Annotated in this window: 18 protein-coding genes; 8 read left to right on the top strand and 10 right to left on the bottom strand. The window is 56.1% G+C overall.

Annotation, left to right across the window (positions count from 1 at the left end; translation table 11 throughout):
- Positions 1-21 precede the first annotated feature (21 nt).
- The 7 genes from KW828_RS13965 to KW828_RS13995 all read right to left on the bottom strand — a co-directional run bounded on the left by KW828_RS13965 (position 22) and on the right by KW828_RS13995 (position 8,094).
- Complete coding sequence (locus tag KW828_RS13965) at positions 22-1,137, bottom strand: PTS fructose transporter subunit IIC (RefSeq protein ID WP_218336911.1); 1,116 nt, start codon at positions 1,135-1,137, stop codon at positions 22-24.
- Positions 1,130-1,444, bottom strand: coding sequence for a PTS fructose transporter subunit IIB (locus KW828_RS13970; protein WP_218336912.1), 315 nt, complete (start codon positions 1,442-1,444; stop codon positions 1,130-1,132). The genes KW828_RS13965 and KW828_RS13970 overlap by 8 nt, the downstream gene beginning before the upstream one ends.
- Positions 1,374-1,913, bottom strand: a complete 540-nt coding sequence (locus KW828_RS13975; protein ID WP_218336913.1) for a hypothetical protein — start codon at positions 1,911-1,913, stop codon at positions 1,374-1,376. The genes KW828_RS13970 and KW828_RS13975 overlap by 71 nt, the downstream gene beginning before the upstream one ends.
- A 104-nt stretch (positions 1,914-2,017) precedes the next feature.
- On the bottom strand, positions 2,018-3,283 hold the full coding sequence (locus KW828_RS13980) for an MFS transporter (protein ID WP_218336914.1): 1,266 nt from the start codon (positions 3,281-3,283) through the stop codon (positions 2,018-2,020).
- A 41-nt stretch (positions 3,284-3,324) separates the two neighbouring features.
- Entirely contained in the window at positions 3,325-5,448 is a 2,124-nt protein-coding gene (locus KW828_RS13985) for an alpha-galactosidase (protein ID WP_218336915.1), read from the bottom strand.
- 113 nt (positions 5,449-5,561) lie between these two features.
- A complete protein-coding gene (locus KW828_RS13990; RefSeq protein ID WP_218336916.1) occupies positions 5,562-6,557 on the bottom strand; it encodes a substrate-binding domain-containing protein in 996 nt (331 codons plus the stop codon).
- A 136-nt stretch (positions 6,558-6,693) separates the two neighbouring features.
- Positions 6,694-8,094 (bottom strand): carbohydrate porin, encoded by a 1,401-nt coding sequence (locus KW828_RS13995; protein ID WP_218336917.1) that lies wholly within the window; start codon positions 8,092-8,094, stop codon positions 6,694-6,696.
- Between the two features lie 556 nt (positions 8,095-8,650).
- On the opposite strand from KW828_RS13995, the gene KW828_RS14000 reads away from it, so the two are divergent.
- Genes KW828_RS14000 through KW828_RS14015 form a run of 4 tightly spaced genes read left to right on the top strand, consistent with a single transcriptional unit; the run spans position 8,651 to position 13,341 of the window.
- Positions 8,651-9,097, top strand: coding sequence for a PTS fructose transporter subunit IIA (locus KW828_RS14000; RefSeq protein WP_218336918.1), 447 nt, complete (start codon positions 8,651-8,653; stop codon positions 9,095-9,097).
- A gap of 10 nt (positions 9,098-9,107) precedes the next feature.
- On the top strand, positions 9,108-10,553 hold the full coding sequence (locus tag KW828_RS14005; protein ID WP_218336919.1) for a PTS fructose-like transporter subunit IIBC: 1,446 nt from the start codon (positions 9,108-9,110) through the stop codon (positions 10,551-10,553).
- Complete coding sequence (locus KW828_RS14010) at positions 10,543-11,604, top strand: aminopeptidase (protein ID WP_218336920.1); 1,062 nt, start codon at positions 10,543-10,545, stop codon at positions 11,602-11,604. The genes KW828_RS14005 and KW828_RS14010 overlap by 11 nt, the downstream gene beginning before the upstream one ends.
- Positions 11,605-11,613: 9 nt before the next feature.
- On the top strand, positions 11,614-13,341 hold the full coding sequence (locus KW828_RS14015; protein WP_218336921.1) for a putative frv operon regulatory protein: 1,728 nt from the start codon (positions 11,614-11,616) through the stop codon (positions 13,339-13,341).
- A 56-nt stretch (positions 13,342-13,397) separates the two neighbouring features.
- On the opposite strand, the gene KW828_RS14020 is transcribed toward KW828_RS14015, so the two are convergent.
- A complete protein-coding gene (locus KW828_RS14020; protein ID WP_218336922.1) occupies positions 13,398-13,610 on the bottom strand; it encodes a DUF1471 domain-containing protein in 213 nt (70 codons plus the stop codon).
- A gap of 128 nt (positions 13,611-13,738) precedes the next feature.
- Positions 13,739-14,569, bottom strand: a complete 831-nt coding sequence (fdhD, locus tag KW828_RS14025) for a formate dehydrogenase accessory sulfurtransferase FdhD (protein ID WP_218336968.1) — start codon at positions 14,567-14,569, stop codon at positions 13,739-13,741.
- 163 nt (positions 14,570-14,732) lie between these two features.
- Here fdhD and fdnG point away from each other — a divergent pair, with 163 nt between their 5' ends.
- Genes fdnG through fdhE form a run of 4 tightly spaced genes read left to right on the top strand, consistent with a single transcriptional unit; the run spans position 14,733 to position 20,256 of the window.
- Positions 14,733-17,783: a formate dehydrogenase-N subunit alpha gene (fdnG, locus tag KW828_RS14030; protein WP_218336923.1), complete on the top strand. Its 3,051-nt coding sequence runs from the start codon at positions 14,733-14,735 to the stop codon at positions 17,781-17,783.
- A 12-nt stretch (positions 17,784-17,795) separates the two neighbouring features.
- Complete coding sequence (gene fdxH, locus KW828_RS14035) at positions 17,796-18,698, top strand: formate dehydrogenase subunit beta (RefSeq protein ID WP_088222180.1); 903 nt, start codon at positions 17,796-17,798, stop codon at positions 18,696-18,698.
- Positions 18,695-19,330 carry a formate dehydrogenase cytochrome b556 subunit gene (fdoI, locus tag KW828_RS14040; protein ID WP_218336924.1) on the top strand — a complete coding sequence of 212 codons (636 nt, stop codon included), beginning with the start codon at positions 18,695-18,697 and terminating at the stop codon, positions 19,328-19,330. Before fdxH ends, fdoI begins: the two co-directional genes overlap by 4 nt.
- Positions 19,327-20,256: a formate dehydrogenase accessory protein FdhE gene (fdhE, locus tag KW828_RS14045; protein ID WP_218336925.1), complete on the top strand. Its 930-nt coding sequence runs from the start codon at positions 19,327-19,329 to the stop codon at positions 20,254-20,256. The genes fdoI and fdhE overlap by 4 nt, the downstream gene beginning before the upstream one ends.
- A 38-nt stretch (positions 20,257-20,294) precedes the next feature.
- On the opposite strand, the gene KW828_RS14050 is transcribed toward fdhE, so the two are convergent.
- Complete coding sequence (locus KW828_RS14050; protein ID WP_218336926.1) at positions 20,295-21,206, bottom strand: hypothetical protein; 912 nt, start codon at positions 21,204-21,206, stop codon at positions 20,295-20,297.
- Positions 21,207-21,227: the final 21 nt, after the last annotated feature.

A 21,227-nucleotide genomic window follows, 5' to 3' on the forward strand; every position in this document is an offset into this window, starting at 1 on the left:
TAACGTATATTCGGGCGAGGCTTAGCGACCGGCTTTAAATGTCGGCGCGGCGGCAACGGATTTATTTTCCGCGTCGTTTTCACTGCGAAAGACCAGCAAGGAGCCGACGGCAATAATCGCCGCGCCGGTGGCAATCGACAGCACGTATACCGGCCAGTGACTTACCGCCAGCCAGCCATAAAAGCCGGAGATCGGCGCATGGTTGACCGCCCCCAGCCCGACGGCCATCGCCGCGCCAGTGGCCGATCCGACGACGTTAATAATGATGATTTTCGGGTTGGCGAGGGCAAAGGGGATCGCCCCTTCCGAGACGCCGATAAGCCCCATCAGCGTTGACGCTTTGCCGGCTTCTCGCAGGGATTCCGGAAAGCGCTTCGCCCACAGCAGCGTGGCAACGCCCAGGCCAATGGGCGGCACGATAATCGCCACTTGCGCGGCGGTATTGGGATCGTAAATACCCGAGGCCAGCAGCGCCATCGCCGTGGTCACCGCCGCTTTGTTGACCGGCCCGCCGAGATCGAAGCCGACCATGCCGCCGACCACCGCCGCGAGGATAATTTTGTTCGCGCCGGACATCGCCAGCAGCCAGTTTTCCATGCCGTGATTGAGCGCCGCCAGCGGCGTGCCGATGATAAACGCCATCACTAAACAGGTGAGCAGCGTGCCGCCCACCGGCAGGATAAATATCGGCCCGGCAGAGGCTAAGGCTTTAGGTAAACGCACCCGGCGGGTCAGGGCGCGCACGATATAGCCTGCGACAAAGCCCGCCGCCAGCGCACCCAGAAAACCGGTACCCAGATTGCTGGCGAGTAACCCGCCGACCATACCGGGGGCCAGCCCTGGCTTATTGGCTATCGCAAAGCTGATGTAGCCCGCCACCACCGGCAGCATCAGCGACAGTGCCATGCCGCCAAAACCGTCAAATTTATGCAGTAGTTGCACCACCAGGCTCGCCGCCTCGCCGTGGCTGGCATCCCAGATATTATCAATGCCATATAGAGAGGCGCCGATACGCGCGATGCCCATGATCACCGCCCCGGCGATGACAAATGGCAGCATCCAGGAGACGCCGGTCATGATGGCGTTTTTGATTTCGGTGCCCGCTGACGGGCCGCTTCCGCCGTTGAACTTAGCCATGAGCGTGCTCCTGCTCCAGGGCGTCAAATACCGCATCGCCAAACTTGATGGGATCTGAGACGCTGCACTCCAGCTTGATCATGCCGTCGAAGCGCGCTTTGTCGGTAATGGCGACATCCGCGGCGATGATCACCCCATCCGCCCGTGCCAGATCGTCTTCGGTAATCGCATTTTCGATCCCCATGCTGCCCTGGGTTTCGACTTTGATTTCATGACCGCGCTGACGCCCGGTTAGCTCAAGCGCTTCGGCTGCCATATAGGTATGAGCAATGCCTGTCGGGCAGGCGGCGACGCAAACAATAAACATAGAAACTCCTTACAGGGTCAGATTGAGGCAATAAAAAAAGCACAATGGCGAAGGCGCGCATTGTGCTTTGAGGGGAAACCAATAACCGAAACGCGGCGTCGTCCGACGCGCCGCTGGCGTGATGACAGGCCATCCGCTGGTGCAGGCTGGAAATACGGAACAGGAAGGCCAGCTCGTGACGTTTACGGCTGTGCAGGCGGGCGGCGTAGCCCATGCGGTGAGACATTTTTATTAACGGCGCGGCGGGGCGATAAACTGACGCGCAGAGTTTTCCGGCGCTTGACCATAATTGCGCCCAGCCGACGACGGTATTTTCATCCAGCGCATCATGAATTACGGCGTCATCTTTTTCGAGGGAAGGAACAGACGTAAACCAGCAAATTTTACGCAGCCATGCACGAACAGCGCTATCGCAAAATAGCCCTGTCATCATGCACTGTAATAGCCGCTGAATATTATTCACTGACATCTTCCACCGTTAAAATATCAGCGGAGTATAGGCCAGCGAATTAAATGCGAATGTGATTGTTCACACAGTAAACGGCGTTAACTATTGCGTTTAACGCCGTTTATTTACCGTTCCGCGACGCGGCCCACCATGCGACCAAACATCGGTTTGCCGGTGAGCGTAAAGGCGGAGAGGATCGTCACCACCAGCACGATGCTGCCGAGGATCAGATAGGTGTCCTGGAAACCAATCCGGTCATACATATTCCCCGCAAAGGCTGACAGAAAAATCGCCGCCATCTGTTTGGCAAAGTTAAAGCCAATCAGGTAGATCGTGGCAGACAGACGGGTGTCGAACACGCCCGTGATGTATTTAAATGCGCCCACCAGCAGGAACGGCACTTCCAGCGCATGCAGCATTTTCAGCGCCACCACTTCCACCACGGTGGTGGCAAAGGCGGAGCCGATAATTCGCGTAGCCATGATCGCCCCGGCAATCAGCAGGGTATTTTTCGCGCCGATGCGGTTAATGATCCACGGCGAGCAGAACATGATGATGGCGTTGCACATTTCTCCGGCGGTGGTTGCAAAACCAAAGGCCTGCGTACCCGCCTGCGGAGTGGCAAAGAAGGATTTAAAGAAGGTGGCAAATTGCTGATCGAACACGTCATACACGCAGGCAACGCCAATCACGTAAAAGATGAACATCCACATTCTGCGCTGGCGGAACAGGCTGAAGACCATTTTCGCGCTGATTTGCGGCTGGTTAGCGCCCAGCGCATTCATCACCTGCGCGGTCTGGTTTTGCTGTGGTCGGGCGATAAACAGTAACAGCATCAGCACCAGCGCCGCCGCCGAGCCCATCCAGAACACCCATTCCGGGTTGACGCTGAACAGCATCCCCGCCGTCGAGGCGCACAGCCCCCAGCCGAGGCAGCCGAACATCCGCGCTTTGCCGTACTCAAAATGGCTGTTGCGACTGACGCGCTCCACGTAGGCTTCAATCGCGCCGGAGCCTGCCGAGAAAACAAAGCCGATATACACCCCGCCGCTCAGCGCCCCCAGCCAGATATTGGTTTTCAGCAGCGGCGCGAAAACGTAGAGGAAAAAGGGCGCAAATAAAAACAGCAGCACCGAGATCACCCACAGCAGGTTTTTCTTCAGGCCGAGCTTATCGGAGATCACCCCCAGCACCGGTTGAAAGGCGATGGCAAACAGCGAAACGCAGGAGAAGACGATGCCGGTTTCCGTTTTGGTCAGGCCGATAATGTCGGACAGCCAAATGGGCAGAAACGGAAAACAGGTCGCCATGATGAAGAAATAGAGGAATACGAACAGGCCAAAAATCCAGAAATTAGGGTTATTTTTATGGGTAGAGTCGGTGGTATTCATGTTAATCCCTCAGCTACGGGCCGCGTGGCGGCCCTGCACGATCATACGCGTTCGAAACCAATCAGAATGGCGCTTTCCGGATCGAGAACCGGTAAGGCCAGACCCGCCACTTTCAGCCATTCACCGCTGACGGTTTGCTCTGTTGTCATCCATGCCGGGAGTTTGCGCATGGTATGGCCGCCCGCCCCGGTCAGCTGAATGTTGGGATCGTCCAGCAGCGTGATGCGATAACGCGCCCCGCTCTCCAGACCCGGCACCCGCAACGGCATCATCAGGCTGTAATCCGGCATCGCTAACTGGCTGACCAGGAACAGCCCTTGCTGCTTATCCTGGCTGACCACCCCCAGCACCTGGGTCGTGGCGTCCGGCATGTCTACGCGCCAGTGCGTGCCGGAATGGATCAGACCCCGCCACTGCTTATAGAGCGCCGCGTAATGGCGATAGCCTGCACGTTCCTCTTCCCCGGCGCACACCGGATCCAGCTCCAGCCCCATATGGCCGAACAGCGCCGTCAGGCCGCGGAACGCGATGCTGTGCTGGCGGAAAGTGGCGTGGCAGTGACGATTGCCGATGTGCGCGCCCATCACTTCCGGCGGGAAGAAATAGCTCATGCCGCGCTGGATCGTATTACGCTCCAGCGCATCGTTGTTATCGGACGCCCAGAAACGGTGGCAGCGGGTCAGCACTTCGTAATCAATACGCCCGCCGCCGGAGGCGCAGGATTCAAATTCCACGTGCGGGAAGCGGCTGCGCAGCGCGTCGAGCAGACGGTAATACTGGCGGGTTTGCGCGTCGGCGGCGGCTTTGCCCTGATGGCCTGGCTGCACCAGCTCGCGGTTCATGTCCCACTTCACATAGTCGATGTCGTGCTCGCCCAGCAACCAGCTCATGCGTTCCAGCAGATAATCGAAGGCTTGCGGAATGTTCAGGTTCAGCACCAGCTGATGACGGCCAGTGGCCTGCGGATAACCCGGCAGCGCCAGCACCCAGTCCGGATGGGCGCGATAGAGATCGGCGTTGGGGTTAATCATCTCCGGCTCGACCCAGATGCCGAACTCCATGCCGAGATGCTTAACGTGATCGATAACCGGCTTCAGGCCGTCGGGGTATTTTTGCTCGTCGAGATACCAGTCTCCCAGCGCCGCGCGGTCGTCGTTGCGGCCTTTGAACCAGCCATCATCAATAATAAAACGCTCAACGCCAAGCGCCGCCGCCTCGTCGGCCATCTGCATGATATAGGCCGGCGAGTGGTTGAAATAGATGCCTTCCCAGGTGTTGAGGTGCACCGGTCGCGGCTTGTCCTGCGGGAAGCGGATCAGCTCCTCGCGCAGGAAACGGTGGTACTGCTGACTCATGCCATTCAGACCGGCTACCGAATAGCTGGCGTACAGCCACGGCGTCCACAGGGTATCGCCCTCGGCAAGCGCCATCTCTCCCGGCAGATAGAGCGCTTCCGCCTGCAAATAGCGGCGGCCATCGGTTTTCACTTCGCAGCGCATACGGTGATTACCGCTCCAGCCGAGATGCGCCCCCCACACGTCGCCCTGCATTTCGCTGAAGGCGGGGCTGCCGACGATCAGCGCCGGGAAATGTTCGTGTGAACTGCGCCCGCGGCGGCTTTCCAGCACAAAGCTGTCGTGTGAGAGTGTGGTGCGGTGCGGCTGGAATTCGCGGATCCAGCGGCCATGGAACGCCATCACCTCCTGCGCGCGCTCGGCGATCGGCAATGTCACCGCCAGGCGATCCACCTGCCAGTCGCCCGCGCGGTTATTGGTCAGTCCGTGGCGGATTTTCAGCACGCCGCTCGCCGACAGCGCGATCTCGCTGCGCAGTTGCAGGCCCGCCTGCGTGTCTTCGCTGATGATAATCAGCGTCTGGTCATGCTGTTCGACCTGCGTGGTGGTAAACACCGGGGAACCGTCCAGCCCGCTGCGATGGCCTTCGATACCCGGCGAGCCAAACAGACCGTGACCCAGCTCCGCCATCAGCGTGACCGGGGCATCGACATCCAGTTTGCCATTGGCCACCGGGCGCTCAAGGCTGGCCGCATCCTGCGGCGAAAAGTCGGCAAGATGCGCGCCCCAGTAGAGAATTTCGGCGAACGGCCGGGTTTTGATCACCACATCCACCGTGGCGCTTTGCAGGCGTAAAATCGACGTTTCCATGCATCATCTCCTGAGTGTTGATGATGTCATCGTTGATCCGAAACGTTTCGGATGCCAACCAAAACGATTCGGATTTGTGATCGGCGTGGGAATTTAGCGTAAAGAAAGCTGTGTCAGGCGGTGACACCCGGACGGAATTCCGGCTGCCACAGCACCTGTAATGTGGCGAGATCTTCACCGGCAATCAGCCGCCGCACCATACCGGCGATCTGACGGCCCACGCCCTGGCGGGTGGACTGGATCACCGCCGCCACGTCCACCTCGACAATGCTGTCAGCAGGCAAACCGTCGTAGACAATCAGCGCGATGCGATTGTCGCCGGTCAGACGCCCGGCATGTGCCAGCGCCATCGCCGCGCCGTCGCCGTGGGTGTTGCAGTCGGTGATGATGGCGGTAGGCGGCTGCGGCAACGCCAGCAGTTCACGGGTGGCGTTATACCCTGCGCGACGCGACGGCGGCATGACGCGCAGCCACTCGCGGGAAAGGCCGCTTTCATTGAGCGCGTTGAGATAGCCGTTTCGCCGCTGGGTGATAAAAGCCTGAGTATTATTTTCCCCCAGCAGCGCAATGCGCTGATGCCCCTGGTCGATCAAATGGCGAGTGGCACGCCAGGTACCGGCATGGTTATCGAAATCAAACCAGGCGTAAGGCTCGGAGAGCTGGCTGCGGCCCAGCGCCAGAAAAGGAAAACGCGCGGCCTGTAACTGCTCAAGACGCGGGTCGTTATCCAGCGTATGGGCGACGATCAGCGCATCCACGCGGCGGCTCTGCACCATGCGCATGTAGCTGTGCTTGTCTGCCAGATCGTCATCGGCAATCAGCAGCAGATCGATTTCATGCTGCGCCAGTTCGTGGCTGATCTCCCCCACCATATCCATGAAAACGCTGTTGTTGAGCGGCACGGGATGCACCGGAAACACCAGTCCGACGGCGTCGATTTTGCCCATTTTCAGGCGGCGGGCGAAGGTATTGGGACGATACCCCCGGCGCTGCGCTTCAGCCTCCACGCGGGCGCGCGTTTCCTGCGAAACATCGTCATAACCGTTCAGAGCGCGGCTGACCGTTGTCACCGACAGGCCCAGTTCTTTGGCGATAGCTTTTAACGACATAATTTTCCGTGTCAGAGGCTGATGAATGCCGCTAGTGTCCCGCAACGTTATCGGGTCGTCCAGCCTCAAAACCGCTGACATAAAAAATGCCTGCGGGTGAAGGCAGGCATTTTGACGGTTCTCGCTTCAGACAAATTTAGAAATAGTATTTGAAGCGCACACGGGCACCGTAACGATCATCATCGTCGGAGCGATGCTCCGCACTCTCATCGCTGTCGAGGATGGAGTAATACGCCCCCAGATAGATATTAAAGTTCTGCATATTCATTACGTTCGGGATTTGATAAGAGGCGTGAACAGTATGAATATCGTAGGTGCCTTCATCGTTGATAAAGCAGTTCTCATCGCGGCAGATGATGCCGGCATAATCATCAATTTTGTTATGCGCATAGATGTAGCCCAGTTCAAAGCGCTTCCACAGCACGTTAGCCGCCGCCGTGAAATCCTGCTCTTCGTCGGCATCCATATACGCGGCGTTCAGGTTAGCGACAATGCCGTTATCCGGGTCATTTTTCAGCCCGTTCCAGGTCATGGTTAAGCCATAACCGGTACGATTGGACTGATCGACAAATTTGCCTGTATGATCGTCGGTATAACCGTAGGCGTTATTAACCACGTTGCTTTCCATCGCTGCAGCGACAGAGAACGCATCTTGCGACCAGGCGATAACCGGACGCATGTAAATGACGTTTTTCTCATGTTCCACATCGCGGCCATGATAACCGTCTTCGTTAAACAGCGAGGTACCGTTTTCCAGCAGGGAGTTCAGCTCGAAATACCAGTTATCAATCTGTTTGCTGACCAGGAAGTTGCCGCCCGCATCAGAACGACCACGGCCTTCTTTCATCATATAGATGTAGCCACTGCCATCGTCATACAGATCGTTGGCGGTGTTACCAGAGTGCTCAACAAAGGTATCCTGGTTCAGCGGGAACATATCGTAGGCTTCGAAACGACCCATTTTCACCGCCCAGTCGTCTTTCTGACCGAAGAAGAACATGGCGTCATCCAGGTCCATGGTGCCCGTCATATCTGCCAGCGGCTCGGCACGGAAACCGGCGAAATAGCCGTTATCTAAAGTGCGATTACCTTCAAATCCCACTTTAATACGACCGTTCAAATCCCACTGTTCATTGGTCGGGTCATTCTGGAGATCGGCATTGGTCATGGCGACTAAGCCATGGTTACTTTCAGCATCCATGTTGAATTCAACATCACCATAGATTTTCAGATCGCCATACCCTGCCAGAGACAATGCTGGTGATGTCGCATTTTTACGGACTTCCTCTTTAGAGGCTTCGACGGCTTCAACACGAATACTGCCTTGTGCCGCTTTGACCTCTTTGATTTCCGCTGCCTGTTTAACTTTAAGCTGCTGAACCTGATTTTCTGCCGCCGCCGCACGGTTTTCCGCGGCGGCCAGACGCGCTTCAAGCTGTTGTAAACGCTGCTCAATACTGCTGTTACTGGTTTTTGCCCAACCGGAACCCGCACACATACTTAATCCTATTGCCACTGCCAGGATTCTTTTCTTCATTATTTACATTCCTTGAAATAAAGTAGAGTTCGGTGTCGCTGTAATAAGCGATGCCTTGATGTCAAAATAATTACGATGAATGATATTTTGTATTTATTGATTTAAACGAAACATAAAAACTCCGCTTTACCTCAGGGCGTTCACGTTTTGTATTAATATCAATGCAGGTGAAAAAAATAATATGATCACATCAGGGTGATGTAAACGCTTACAATATAAGGATCGTGAGCGAGATAACATAAGTACCAGATTTGGAAATCTGTGTTTTATTAAATCATAAATATGCCGGATGAATTATGGCTATTTACCGATAAAATTAGCGGAATCAATAATATTTTTATATATAAATTAAAATAAGGCATAACTCTTACATGCTGTTGTATTTGTCGTTTTAATAATCAGGACGGGATGAATAATATGATTATTAAATGTGCCCCACCTCGCAAATTTACCTTTCACCTGTAAGAAATATGTCATGCCTGACGGACATATCCCTGCTCAGCGCACCGCCCACCGCCGCTTACAATCGCGTGAACGAGATCAACGGAGTGACAAGATGGCGCAACTCACAGCAGACAACATCAACCTTAATATCAGCGGTAACAGCGCCTATTCCGTGCTGAAACAGCTGGCGGATATGGCGGAAAAACAGGGATTCATCAGCGATCGCAACGCATTTTTACAAACCCTCCTGCTGCGCGAAAAGCTGCACTCGACGGGCTTTGGCGCAGGCATTGCGGTGCCGCACGGCAAAAGCGCCTGTGTCACGCAGCCGTTCGTACTGTTTGCCCGTAAAGCGCAGGGCGTTGACTGGCAGGCCAGCGATGATGAACCCGTGCATTGTTGGATATGCCTCGGCGTGCCGCAGGCCGGAGAAGAAGATCAGGTGAAAATGATCGGCACCCTGTGCCGCAAACTCATTCATGCGGATTTTATCACGCAGCTCAAACAGGGCGGCATGGGCGACATTCTCTCGCTGCTTAATCAGACCCTGAGTGAATAAGGAGCTTTTCATGGAGACATCGTTACGCCTGGTGGCGATCACCAACTGCCCCGCAGGCATTGCGCATACCTATATGGTGGCCGAGGCGCTGGAGCAGAAAGCCCGCGCCCTCGGGTACAGCATACAGGTGGAAACGCAGGGGGCCAGCGGCGTGGAAAATCGCCTCAGCGATGAAGCGATACGTACGGCGGATTACGTCATTCTTGCCACCGGGCGCGGCCTGAGCGCCGAGGATCGCGCGCGCTTCGCCGGTAAGCGGGTCTATCAGCTCCCTATTTCGCAGGCGCTGAAAAATATCGACCAGATCTTTACCGACTTACCCGCGCAATCGCAGCTGTTCGCGGCGGATAGCAACGTGAAACTGGGTAAACAGGACGTCCAGCACGGCAGCGTCATGAGTCACTTAATGGCCGGGGTTTCCGCCGCCCTGCCGTTTGTGATTGGCGGCGGTATTCTGGTCGCCATTGCCAATATGCTGGTGCAGATGGGGCTGCCGTATACCGATATGGCGAAAAGCGCGCCCTCTTTTACCTGGGTGGTGGAGTCCATCGGCTATCTCGGCTTTACCTTTATGATCCCGGTGATGGGCGCGTATATTGCCGCGTCCATTGCCGATAAACCCGCCTTCGCGCCAGCCTTTCTGGTCTGCTACCTGGCGAATGATAAAGCGCTGCTGGGCACGCAGTCCGGCGCCGGTTTTCTTGGCGCGGTGGTGCTGGGGCTGGCGATAGGCTATTTCGTGCTGTGGTTTCGCAAAGTGAAGCTCGGCAAGGCGTTGCAGCCACTGCTCGGCTCGATGCTCATCCCCTTTGTGACGCTGCTGGTTTTCGGCGTGCTGACCTATTACGTGGTCGGCCCGGTGATGTCCGACATCATGGGCGGTCTGCTGCATTTCCTGAATACTATTCCGCCGTCAATGAAGCTCGGTGCGGCCTTTCTGGTGGGCGCGATGCTGGCGTTCGACATGGGCGGCCCGATCAACAAAACCGCGTGGTTCTTCTGCTTTTCACTGCTGGAAAAACACATTTATGACTGGTACGCCATCGTCGGCGTAGTGGCGCTAATGCCGCCCGTCGCGGCGGGCATTGCCACTTATCTGGCCCCTAAGCTGTTTACCGCACAGGAAAAAGCTGCCGCCAGCAGCGCCATCGTGGTGGGCGCAACCGTCGCCACGGAACCCGCTATTCCCTATGCGCTGGCCGCGCCGCTGCCGATGATCACCGCCAATACGCTCTCCGGCGGCATTACCGGCATGCTGGTGATCGGCTTCGGGCTGCAACGCCTCGCGCCGGGGCTGGGGGTTTTTGATCCGCTGATTGGCCTGATGTCACCGGCGGGCTCCTTTTATCTGGTGCTGGGATGCGGCCTGATGATGAATATCGTGCTGATTATTGTCCTGAAAGGATGGTGGCTGAAACGCAAAGCCACCCAACAGGAGGTGACCTGTGAACACTGAATTACTGAAAAGCCTGTGTGAAGCCAGCGCAGTCAGCGGTGACGAGCAGGACGTGCGCGCGTTGCTGATCGCCGCGCTTGCGCCGCACGTCGATGAAATCGCGTTTGACGGGCTGGGCAGCGTGATTGCCCGCAAAGGCACGCGCGGGCCGAAGGTCGCTGTGGTCGGTCATATGGATGAAGTCGGTTTTATGGTGACGCACATCAGCGAACAGGGATTTATCCGCTTCGAGACCATCGGCAGCTGGTGGAGCCAGTCGATGCTCAATCATTGCGTCACTGTCCGTACCCGCCACGGCGAGAAAATCCCCGGCGTGATCGGCTCCGTTGCGCCCCACGCGCTGTCGGAAAAACAGAAGCAGCAGCCGTTAACCTTTGACGAAATGTTCATTGATATTGGCGCGGCAAGCGGCGATGAGGTGAAAAGCCGCGGCGTTGCCATTGGCGATTTTATCTGCCCGCAGGCGAATTTTGCCCGCTGGGGCGACGACAAAATCGTTGGTAAAGCGCTGGATAATCGCGCGGGCTGCGCGCTGATGGTGGAGTTACTTACCAGCGTGGATAACCCGGACATCACGCTGTACGGCGTCGGCAGCGTCGAAGAAGAAGTCGGCCTGCGCGGGGCGCAAACCTCGGCGGAGCGTATCAGGCCGGATATGGTGATCGTTCTCGATACCGCGGTGGCGGGGGATGTGCCGGGGATCGACAGCATAAAATACCCGCTGCGGCTGGGAGATGGCCCGGCGATGATGCTGTTCGATAAGCGCTATTTCCCGAATCAGAAACTGGTGAGCATGGTCAGGGCGTGCGCTGTCCACAGCGACACGCCGCTACAGTGCTGCACCATGAAAACCGGGGCGACGGATGGCGGGCGTTATAACGTGATGGGCGGCGGGCGACCCGTGGTGGCGCTCTGTCTGCCAACACGTTATCTCCATGCCACCAGCGGCATGATCTCCGCCCGGGATTATGCCGCCACGCTGACGCTGGTGCGCGATCTGCTGTTATCGCTTACTGCCGAAAACGTCCGCGCGCTGACGGATTTTTACTGAGATCGCCTGATGCTCAACGAACGCCAGCTCGCCGTGCTGGAACATCTGGAAAACCAGCCGCTGACGCTGGCAGAACTGGCGCGCCGGGCGGGCGTATCAACGCGCACGCTGTTGCGTGATGTGGATTATCTTAACCTGACGCTTAGCGGCAAAGCGCGTATCACCACCGGTAACGGCCTCTGCCAGCTGGAGATTTTCGATCGTGGCAGCTATTTCAGGCTGTTGCAGCGCCACGACAACGACGATCGTCTGCTGGCGGAACTGTTGCTCAACGCCGTTACCACCCGCCGCGGGCTGGCAGAAGCACTGAACCTGCCGGAAACCTGGATAGCCGATAAGCTGGCGCGTCTGAAACAGCGCTATGCAAAGCGCTTTACGATTGCCGCACGCCCCGGGGCGGGCTATTTCATTGCTGAGCCGGAAGTAAAACGGGTGCTTATTCTCGCCAGCCTGCTGAAAAAAGATCCCGGTCTGCTGGCGCTGCGTAGCCATTTTCCCGCGGCGGACGAGGCGGTTGTCCTTGCCGAGTACCCCGATATTCACGGCGATTATCTGGGCTGCGTGATCCAGGCGGTGTATGCCCTGCGTCACCAGCTCGAGGCTCCACTGCCGATCCGCGTCAGCGATGCGCTCGTTTCTTGCGTGAAAGGGATGGGCCTGTCGCTGCGCCCGCCTGCGCTGCAAACCCTGACCGCCATTCTGGAGATGCTGCAATCCCGCGCCCGTAAAGTCACACCGCAGCGCATCGCGGCATTACTGGAAAAAGTTCGCGATAACCATCCGCCCGCCATTATCGACGCGACGCTTATCGACAATCTGACCGGACATTTACTTCGCTGTGCGGCCACGCCGGTATGGCTGACGGAGAGCCGGCAGCACAGTCTTAACCCTCTTAAAACCGCCTGGCCCGCCGCTTTTGATATGAGCATTCGCTTTATCGCCCTGCTGCGCGACCAGCTGGACGTGCCGGTATTCGACAGCGATCTTATCGGCCTCTATTTTGCCTGTAGCCTTGAACGTCATCAGACCGAACGCCAGCCGGTGATCCTGCTGTCCGATCAGAATGCGATTGCCACCATCAACAAAATGGCCATTGAGCGCGAAGTGCTGAACTGCCGGGTGGTTATCGCGCGCAGCCTGAGTGACGTCCATGAACTGATGCTGACACTGTCGCCGGTGTGCGTCATCAATAACAGCCATTTCCGTCCTGACGACAGCCTTAAAAACTGTGTGACCCTCAAAAACATGATCGCGCCTGCGGGCATCGCACAAATAAAAGATGCGGTGGAAACCGCTTTTATCCGCCATAACCTCACCCGGCTGTTTCCGGCGCAGGGCAGTTTTCATTATGCGAATACCCCCTCGCAACACTGGGGTGAGATCATAAAGGCCGTGTGCCGCCAGCTCAGCGCGACGGGGCTGATTAGCCATGATGAGGCGGTGCGGCTGTGTGAACGTGAACAGGAGGGCGAGAATTTGATCGTCAATCAGCTCGCCATCCCCCACTGCTGGAGCGACGATCGGGCGGCGTTTTGCGGCTATTTTATTACGCTGAATCATCCGGTGATCATCAATCACGAGCCGGTGGCGCATATGCTCATCGCCTGTGCGAGTGCAACGGCGCGGCAGGAGCTAAAAATTTTCAGTTTTGTGGCAAGCGTGATGCATCGTTATCCGGCACAGCGGATCGCGGCATTAGCGGGGTATGACGATTTTATGGCGTTGATGCAGGCGTAATGCGGGGCGGGAAGCCTGTCCCCGCTCAGCAGAGCAGGGACAGCAGCGTTGAAGACTTATTTGTTCAGTTCTGCGGTCATGTGGATCAGGTTGCCGTTGTAGGCTTCGGTGATTTTGTAAGACGATGCACCAGCCTGTTCTGCTTTCGCGGCGATCTGCGCTTCGGCACCGGACAGGGTGCTGTCAGTTACGGACACTGACTGGGCAGCGAAAGAACCAAATGATGCGGTAAGCGCGATAACTGCAACGAAAGTTTTGATGTTTTTCATGATGTCTATCCTTCAGGTTATTTGTTGAGATAAGGCGTGTCGCCTTGATGTGATAAATAGTAGACCTGTTTATCCCCAACGAATAGCGGAAGGATTTGCCGATAAACTTCAAAATTTTTGATTTACTTTTAAAGGCCTTTTACGCGCTGCGGATGGGTGTAAATCGTCGCCCGCCCCGGTTTACAAAAACCCACCAGCGTCAGGTTGCAGCGTTCCGCGACGTCTACCGCCAGGGTCGTCGCGGCGGAAACGGCAAACAGGATTTCGACGCCGCACATGGCGGATTTCTGCACCATCTCATAGCTGGCACGACTGGAAACCAGCGCCGCGCCCGGCAGCCAGCGTGCGCCTTCCTGCGCCCGACGCCCGAGCAGTTTGTCCAGCGCCACATGGCGACCCACATCTTCATGCCCGCCCGCCAGCTCGCCGGACGGCAGCAGCCAGGCCGCCGCATGCGTACAACCGGTGAGTTTGCCTACCGGCTGGAAATCTGTCAGATGGCGCAGGGCGTCGTCCAGCAAGGCAAGATCAAAAGTCTGGGTAAACGGCAGCGGCGCGACCGGTTTGCCGATGTCATTGAGCTGCTCCACGCCGCACACGCCGCAGCCAGTCCGTCCGGCCAGCGCCCGACGGCGCTCTTTCAGCCCCATAAAGCGGCGGCTGGAAAGTTCGATTTGCACTTCCAGGCCGTTGCATACCGGCACGACGTCCATGCCGTAGATCTCGTTCGGCGCGTCAATAATTCCTTCCGACAGTGAAAAGCCGAGGGCAAACTGCGGCAGATCTTTGGGCGAGGCCATCATCACCACGTGGGAGATGCCGTTGTAAACCAGCGCGACGGGCACTTCTTCTGCCAGCACGTCAGGCTGCGATTGATGCAAATCTTCACGCTTCCACAGCGCGACGGAACGGGATCCGATGAGAGCAGTCACAATTTCCTCTTCATTCACGGCACATATTGTTCACTAATTGTTAACCAAGCAGGAACAGGCCTAATGACAATGTGGTATTCTTCTGGTATTCCCCGCCGGAAAGCAGGGGATCTCATAATTCTGAACCTTTGCGGCGCCAGCCGCAAAGTATAACTACACGAGTAAATGTCGAAATAACGAAGGAGTGACCATGCAGGTCAGCAGAAGGCAGTTCTTTAAGATCTGCGCTGGCGGTATGGCAGGCACGACGGCAGCAGCGCTGGGCTTTGCCCCTGGCGTAGCGCTGGCGGAAACGCGGCAGTACAAACTGCTGCGTACCCGTGAAACCCGAAACACCTGCACATATTGCTCTGTCGGCTGTGGGCTGTTGATGTACAGCCTCGGTGACGGCGCGAAAAACGCAAAAGCGTCCATTTTCCATATCGAAGGCGACCCGGATCACCCGGTTAACCGTGGCGCATTGTGCCCGAAAGGGGCCGGTCTGGTGGACTTTATCCACTCTGAATCACGCCTGAAATATCCGGAATATCGCGCGCCAGGTTCTGATAAATGGCAGCGTATCAGCTGGGATGAGGCGTTTGATCGCATCGCTAAGCTGATGAAAGAAGATCGTGATGCCAACTATATTGCGAAAAACGCAGAAGGCACCACCGTCAACCGCTGGCTCTCGACCGGTATGCTTTGCGCATCCGCCGCCAGCAACGAAACCGGCTATTTATCCCAGAAATTTACCCGCGCACTCGGCATGTTAGCCGTCGACAACCAGGCGCGTGTCTGACACGGACCAACGGTAGCAAGTCTTGCTCCAACATTTGGTCGCGGTGCGATGACCAACCACTGGGTCGACATGAAGAACGCCAACCTCATCGTGGTGATGGGTGGGAATGCGGCTGAAGCACATCCGGTGGGATTCCGCTGGGCGATGGAAGCCAAAATCCATAATGGCGCGAAGCTGATTGTGATTGATCCGCGCTTTACGCGCACGGCCTCGGTCGCTGATTTCTATGCGCCGATCCGCCCCGGTACTGACATTGCCTTCCTGTCAGGCGTGATCCTGTACCTGCTCACCAACGAAAAATACAACCGCGAATATACCGAGGCCTATACCAACGCCAGCCTGATCGTGCGTGAAGATTTCGGCTTCGACGATGGCCTGTTTACCGGTTATGACGCGGACAAACGCCAGTACGACCGGGCGACGTGGAACTACGAGCTGGATGAGCGCGGCTTTGCAAAACGCGACACCACGCTGACGCACCCGCGCTGCGTGTGGAACATGATGAAGAAACACGTCTCCCGCTACACGCCGGACGTGGTTGAAAACATCTGTGGTACGCCAAAAGCCGACTTCCTGAAAGTCTGCGAATACATTGCGGAAACCAGCGTTCACGATAAGACCGCCTCGTTCCTGTATGCCCTCGGCTGGACGCAACACTCCGTCGGTGCGCAGAACATTCGTACGATGGCGATGATCCAGTTGCTGCTCGGCAACATGGGGATGGCAGGCGGCGGCGTTAACGCCCTGCGCGGTCACTCCAACATTCAGGGTCTGACCGACCTCGGCCTGCTGACGCAAAGCCTGCCGGGTTATATGACGCTGCCGAATGACAAACAGGCCGATCTGCAAACCTATCTGGCGGGTAACACCACCAAACCGCTGCTGGAAAATCAGGTCAACTACTGGAGCAACTACCCGAAATTCTTCGTCTCGCTGATGAAAGCCTTCTATGGCGACAAAGCGACGGCAGAGAACAACTGGGGCTTTGACTGGTTGCCGAAGTGGGACAAAGGCTACGACGTACTGCAATATTTCGAGATGATGAACGAGGGCAAGGTCAACGGCTATCTTTGCCAGGGCTTTAACCCGGTCGCCTCTTTCCCGAATAAAAACAAAGTGATCGCGTCGCTGTCGAAACTGAAATTCCTGGTGACTATCGATCCGCTGAACACCGAGACGTCTACTTTCTGGCAGAACCACGGTGAGCAGAACGACGTGGATCCGTCCACCATCCAGACCGAAGTGTTCCGTCTGCCGTCCACCTGCTTCGCGGAAGAAAACGGCTCTATCGTTAACTCCGGTCGCTGGCTGCAATGGCACTGGAAAGGTGCGGATGCCCCCGGCGAAGCGCTGAACGACGGCGAGATCCTGGCGGGTATTTTCATGCGTCTGCGCAAGATGTACGCCGCAGAAGGCGGAGCGAATCCGGAACAGGTGCTGAACATGTCCTGGAACTACCTGACGCCGGAAAACCCGTCGGCGGAAGAAGTGGCCATGGAAACCAACGGCAAAGCGCTGGCGGATATTATCGATCCGGTCAGCGGCGATGTGCTGGCGAAAAAAGGCAATCAGCTGAGTTCCTTTGCGCACCTGCGCGACGATGGCACCACCTCCAGTGGTTGCTGGATCTTCGCCGGGAGCTGGACGCCGGATGGCAACCAGATGGCGCGTCGCGATAACGCCGATCCGTCAGGCCTTGGCAATACGCTGGGCTGGGCATGGGCGTGGCCGCTGAACCGCCGCATCCTGTATAACCGCGCCTCCGCTGATCCGCAGGGTAAACCCTGGGATCCGAAACGCCAGCTGTTGTCTTACGCCAACGGTAAGTGGGTCGGGGCCGATATTCCGGACTACAACACCGCGCCGCCAGGCAGCGATGTCGGGCCGTTTATCATGCTGCAGGAAGGTGTAGGTCGCCTGTTTGCCATTGATAAAATGGCTGAAGGTCCGTTCCCGGAACACTACGAGCCGTTCGAAACGCCGCTGGGTACTAACCCGCTGCACCCGAACGTTATTTCTAACCCGGCCGCCCGTATCTTTAAAGGCGATGCGGATGCGTTAGGAAAAGCGGATAAGTTCCCGTATGTCGGCACCACGTATCGCCTGACCGAGCATTTCCACTACTGGACCAAACACGCATTGCTAAACGCCATTGCGCAGCCGGAACAGTTCGTGGAGATCGGCGAAAAACTGGCGGGCAAGCTGGGCATCACCCAGGGCGATACCGTGCGCGTCTCCTCTAACCGTGGCTATATCAAAGCCAAGGCGGTGGTGACGAAACGTATTCGTACCCTGAACGTGAACGGTCAGCAGGTTGATACCATCGGTATCCCGATCCACTGGGGTTATCAGGGCGTGGCGAAGAAAGGCTTTATCGCCAACACGCTGACGCCGTTTGTCGGTGATGCAAACACGCAAACGCCGGAGTTTAAGGCGTTCCTGGTGAACGTGGAAAAGGTGTAACGGAGACGACTCATGGCTTATCAATCGCAAGACATTATCCGTCGTTCCGCGACTAACGGTTTCACCCCCGCGCCTCAGGCGCGGGATCACCAGCTGGAAGTGGCGAAGCTCATCGACGTCACCACCTGTATCGGCTGTAAAGCCTGTCAGGTGGCCTGTTCTGAGTGGAACGACATCCGTGATGAAGTCGGACATAACGTCGGGGTGTATGACAACCCGGCGGATCTGACCGCTAAATCCTGGACGGTGATGCGTTTCTCGGAAGTGGAACAAAACGACAAACTGGAGTGGCTGATCCGCAAGGACGGCTGTATGCACTGCGCCGATCCTGGCTGTCTGAAGGCCTGCCCGTCTGAAGGGGCAATCATTCAGTACGCTAACGGCATCGTCGATTTCCAGTCGGAACAGTGTATCGGCTGCGGCTACTGCATTGCGGGCTGCCCGTTTGATGTACCGCGCATGAACCCGGACGACAACCGCGTCTACAAATGCACCCTGTGCGTGGACCGCGTAACGGTCGGCCAGGAGCCAGCGTGCGTGAAAACTTGTCCGACCGGGGCTATCCACTTTGGCTCTAAAGAGGATATGAAGAACCTCGCCGGTGAGCGTGTGGCCGAACTGAAAACGCGCGGCTACGACAATGCAGGCCTGTACGATCCGGCAGGCGTTGGCGGGACGCACGTGATGTACGTGCTGCACCACGCTGATAAACCGAATCTTTATCATGGCCTGCCGGAAAACCCGGAAATCAGCGCCACGGTGAAATTCTGGAAAGGCATCTGGAAACCGCTCGCGGCTGTCGGCTTTGCGGCAACCTTCGCGGCCAGTATCTTCCACTACGTCGGTGTCGGTCCGAACCGCGCAGAGGAAGAGGACGACAATCTGCATGAAGAGAAAGACGAGGTGCGCAAATGAGAAAACGTGACACCATCGTGCGCTACACCGCGCCGGAACGCATCAACCACTGGGTCACCGCCTTCTGCTTCGTGCTGGCGTCGGTGAGCGGGCTGGGCTTTTTCTTCCCGTCCTTCAACTGGCTGATGCACATTCTCGGTACGCCGCAGCTGGCGCGCATTCTGCACCCCTTTGTCGGTGTGGTGATGTTTGCCTCGTTCATCATTATGTTTTTCCGCTACTGGCATCATAACCTCATCAATCGCGACGATATTTTCTGGGCGAAGAACATTCGCAAGATCATCGTCAACGACGAGGTGGGCGATACCGGGCGTTATAATTTCGGCCAGAAATGCGTGTTCTGGGCGGCGATTATTTTGCTGGTGTTGCTGCTGGTTAGCGGTGTGATTATCTGGCGTCCGTACTTCGCGCCGGTCTTCTCAATCCCGGTGATCCGCTTTGCCCTAATGCTGCATTCATTTGCCGCAGTAGGGTTAATTGTGGTTATCATGGTGCATATCTACGCCGCCCTATGGGTTAAAGGCACCATAACCGCGATGGTGGAAGGCTGGGTAACCAGCTCGTGGGCAAAGAAACATCACCCGCGCTGGTACCGTGAAGTCCGCCAGAAAGAGGATAAGTCACCTGAATGAGTATTCGCATAATTCCGCAAGATGAGCTGGAAAAGAGCGAGAAACGCGCGGCGGATATGATCCCGCCGCTGCTTTTCCCCAGACTCAAAAACCTCTATAACCGCCGTGCTGAGCGGCTGCGTCAACTGGCGGAAAGCAATCCGCTTGGCGATTATCTGCGCTTTGCCGCGCTGATCGCCCACGCGCAGGAAGTGGTGTTATACGACCATCCGTTACAGATGGATCTCACCACCCGCATCAAAGAAGCCAACGACCAGAGTAAACCGCCGCTGGACATTCATGTCCTGCCGCGCGATGCGCACTGGCAGAAGCTGCTGCATTCGCTGATCGCCGAACTGAAACCGGAGATGAGCGGCACGGCGCTGGCGGTCATAGAGAACCTGGAAAAAGCATCGTCCCAGGAACTTGAGGCGATGGCCAGCGCGCTGTTTGCCACGGATTTTGCGTCAGTGAGCAGCGATAAAGCGCCGTTTATCTGGGCAGCGTTATCGCTGTACTGGGCGCAGATGGCCAGCCTGATCCCCGGCAAAGCCCGCGCGGAATATGGCGAACAACGTCAGTTCTGTCCGGTATGCGGCTCGATTCCGGTTTCCAGTATGGTGCATATCGGTACCACTCAAGGGCTGCGTTATCTGCACTGCAACCTGTGTGAAACCGAGTGGCACGTGGTCCGCGTGAAGTGCAGCAACTGCGAGCAAACACGCGATCTGCATTACTGGTCGCTGGACAGCGAACAGTCGGCCATCAAAACCGAAACCTGCGGCGATTGCGGAACTTACCTGAAAATTCTTTATCAGGAAAAAGACCCGAACGTTGAGCCGGTGGCAGACGATCTGGCCTCGCTGGTGCTGGACGCGCGTATGGAGCAGGAGGGCTTTGCCCGCAGCTCCATTAACCCGTTCCTGTTCCCTGGTGAAGGTGAGTAATGAAAGAGGTGAACCGGGCGAGCTCGCTTGCCCGGTTTTCAGCGCGCCAGGCCAAAACCCGCGCGGGTTAGAGCTTTAATATTTGTTTTTCGCATTGGGCTATCTTTACCCAGCGATAAATCAAAGCTGTTGATTACGCGGACGTATTCTGGTTTTAAATCATCGGGAACATGACGATAACCGCCTTTAATATAGTCGTAGACGATTTCTTTTTTTAACTCGTGACTTAAATCTTCCAGGTTGTTCTTACTGAAAACCAGACCAAAATCGACGGGAACCACGTTCCCCTTTGCCGTTTTTAAAAAATTGTCGGGTTTAGGATCGGCAATGAAAAAACCTTGGTTGTACATCTCTTTCACGCCAGCAAGGGTTTCTGAAAAACCAGGCCGCGTGCCGTGCAAAAACGGCATTTTTATCCCGCCATCAATCATTGTCGCAACCAGTTCGCTGCCACCGGTTTTTTTATTGTATTCGTTGCATAGCGTTACTTCATGCTGCGCTTTATGGGGATCAAAAAATTTCATTTCCTTGATGACATAATCGCCATCCCGGTACACAACGCCCCTTGCGCCGCTGCCGATAAGTGCTTTGCTACTATCAGTAAGCGCTTTGCTGCTGCCGATCGCTTCATTTTTTATTAATAACTTTTCAGCATTGTTCTGCCACAGGCCGATCTGGTTATTAATAAATGATTCACTTTTCAAGGAGGTGACTTTTTTAAGCGTATCAACTAACCGGGAAACCCCTTCATAGTTTATGTTCTTCCCGCACACACTCTTACCAAAAATAAAACCAGCTTCACCGTTATTAAATTTGTAATGCGTGTTCGCTATTTTTATCAGCTTGTTGAAAGATTTTTCAGATAACGCAGCGTTGTGCTCTTTTTTATGGATAGCACTTTGCAGGGTATCAGTATTTACGTTAATTCTGGAGCGATTAATAGTAAACATAATATATCCACATTATTATTT

Origin of the sequence: Enterobacter sp. ENT03 (assembly GCF_019218745.1) — a bacterium.
Classification (GTDB): domain Bacteria; phylum Pseudomonadota; class Gammaproteobacteria; order Enterobacterales; family Enterobacteriaceae; genus Enterobacter_D.

Bases quoted from the DNA above. Each gene is read 5' to 3' on its own strand.
- KW828_RS13965 (WP_218336911.1), bottom strand. From the start codon at position 1,137: ATGGCTAAGTTCAACGGCGGAAGCGGCCCGTCAGCGGGCACCGAAATC.
- KW828_RS13970 (WP_218336912.1), bottom strand. From the start codon at position 1,444: ATGTTTATTGTTTGCGTCGCCGCCTGCCCGACAGGCATTGCTCATACC.
- KW828_RS13975 (WP_218336913.1), bottom strand. From the start codon at position 1,913: ATGTCAGTGAATAATATTCAGCGGCTATTACAGTGCATGATGACAGGG.
- KW828_RS13980 (WP_218336914.1), bottom strand. From the start codon at position 3,283: ATGAATACCACCGACTCTACCCATAAAAATAACCCTAATTTCTGGATT.
- KW828_RS13985 (WP_218336915.1), bottom strand. From the start codon at position 5,448: ATGGAAACGTCGATTTTACGCCTGCAAAGCGCCACGGTGGATGTGGTG.
- KW828_RS13990 (WP_218336916.1), bottom strand. From the start codon at position 6,557: ATGTCGTTAAAAGCTATCGCCAAAGAACTGGGCCTGTCGGTGACAACG.
- KW828_RS13995 (WP_218336917.1), bottom strand. From the start codon at position 8,094: ATGAAGAAAAGAATCCTGGCAGTGGCAATAGGATTAAGTATGTGTGCG.
- KW828_RS14000 (WP_218336918.1), top strand. From the start codon at position 8,651: ATGGCGCAACTCACAGCAGACAACATCAACCTTAATATCAGCGGTAAC.
- KW828_RS14005 (WP_218336919.1), top strand. From the start codon at position 9,108: ATGGAGACATCGTTACGCCTGGTGGCGATCACCAACTGCCCCGCAGGC.
- KW828_RS14015 (WP_218336921.1), top strand. From the start codon at position 11,614: ATGCTCAACGAACGCCAGCTCGCCGTGCTGGAACATCTGGAAAACCAG.
- KW828_RS14020 (WP_218336922.1), bottom strand. From the start codon at position 13,610: ATGAAAAACATCAAAACTTTCGTTGCAGTTATCGCGCTTACCGCATCA.
- fdxH (WP_088222180.1), top strand. From the start codon at position 17,796: ATGGCTTATCAATCGCAAGACATTATCCGTCGTTCCGCGACTAACGGT.
- fdoI (WP_218336924.1), top strand. From the start codon at position 18,695: ATGAGAAAACGTGACACCATCGTGCGCTACACCGCGCCGGAACGCATC.
- fdhE (WP_218336925.1), top strand. From the start codon at position 19,327: ATGAGTATTCGCATAATTCCGCAAGATGAGCTGGAAAAGAGCGAGAAA.
- KW828_RS14050 (WP_218336926.1), bottom strand. From the start codon at position 21,206: ATGTTTACTATTAATCGCTCCAGAATTAACGTAAATACTGATACCCTG.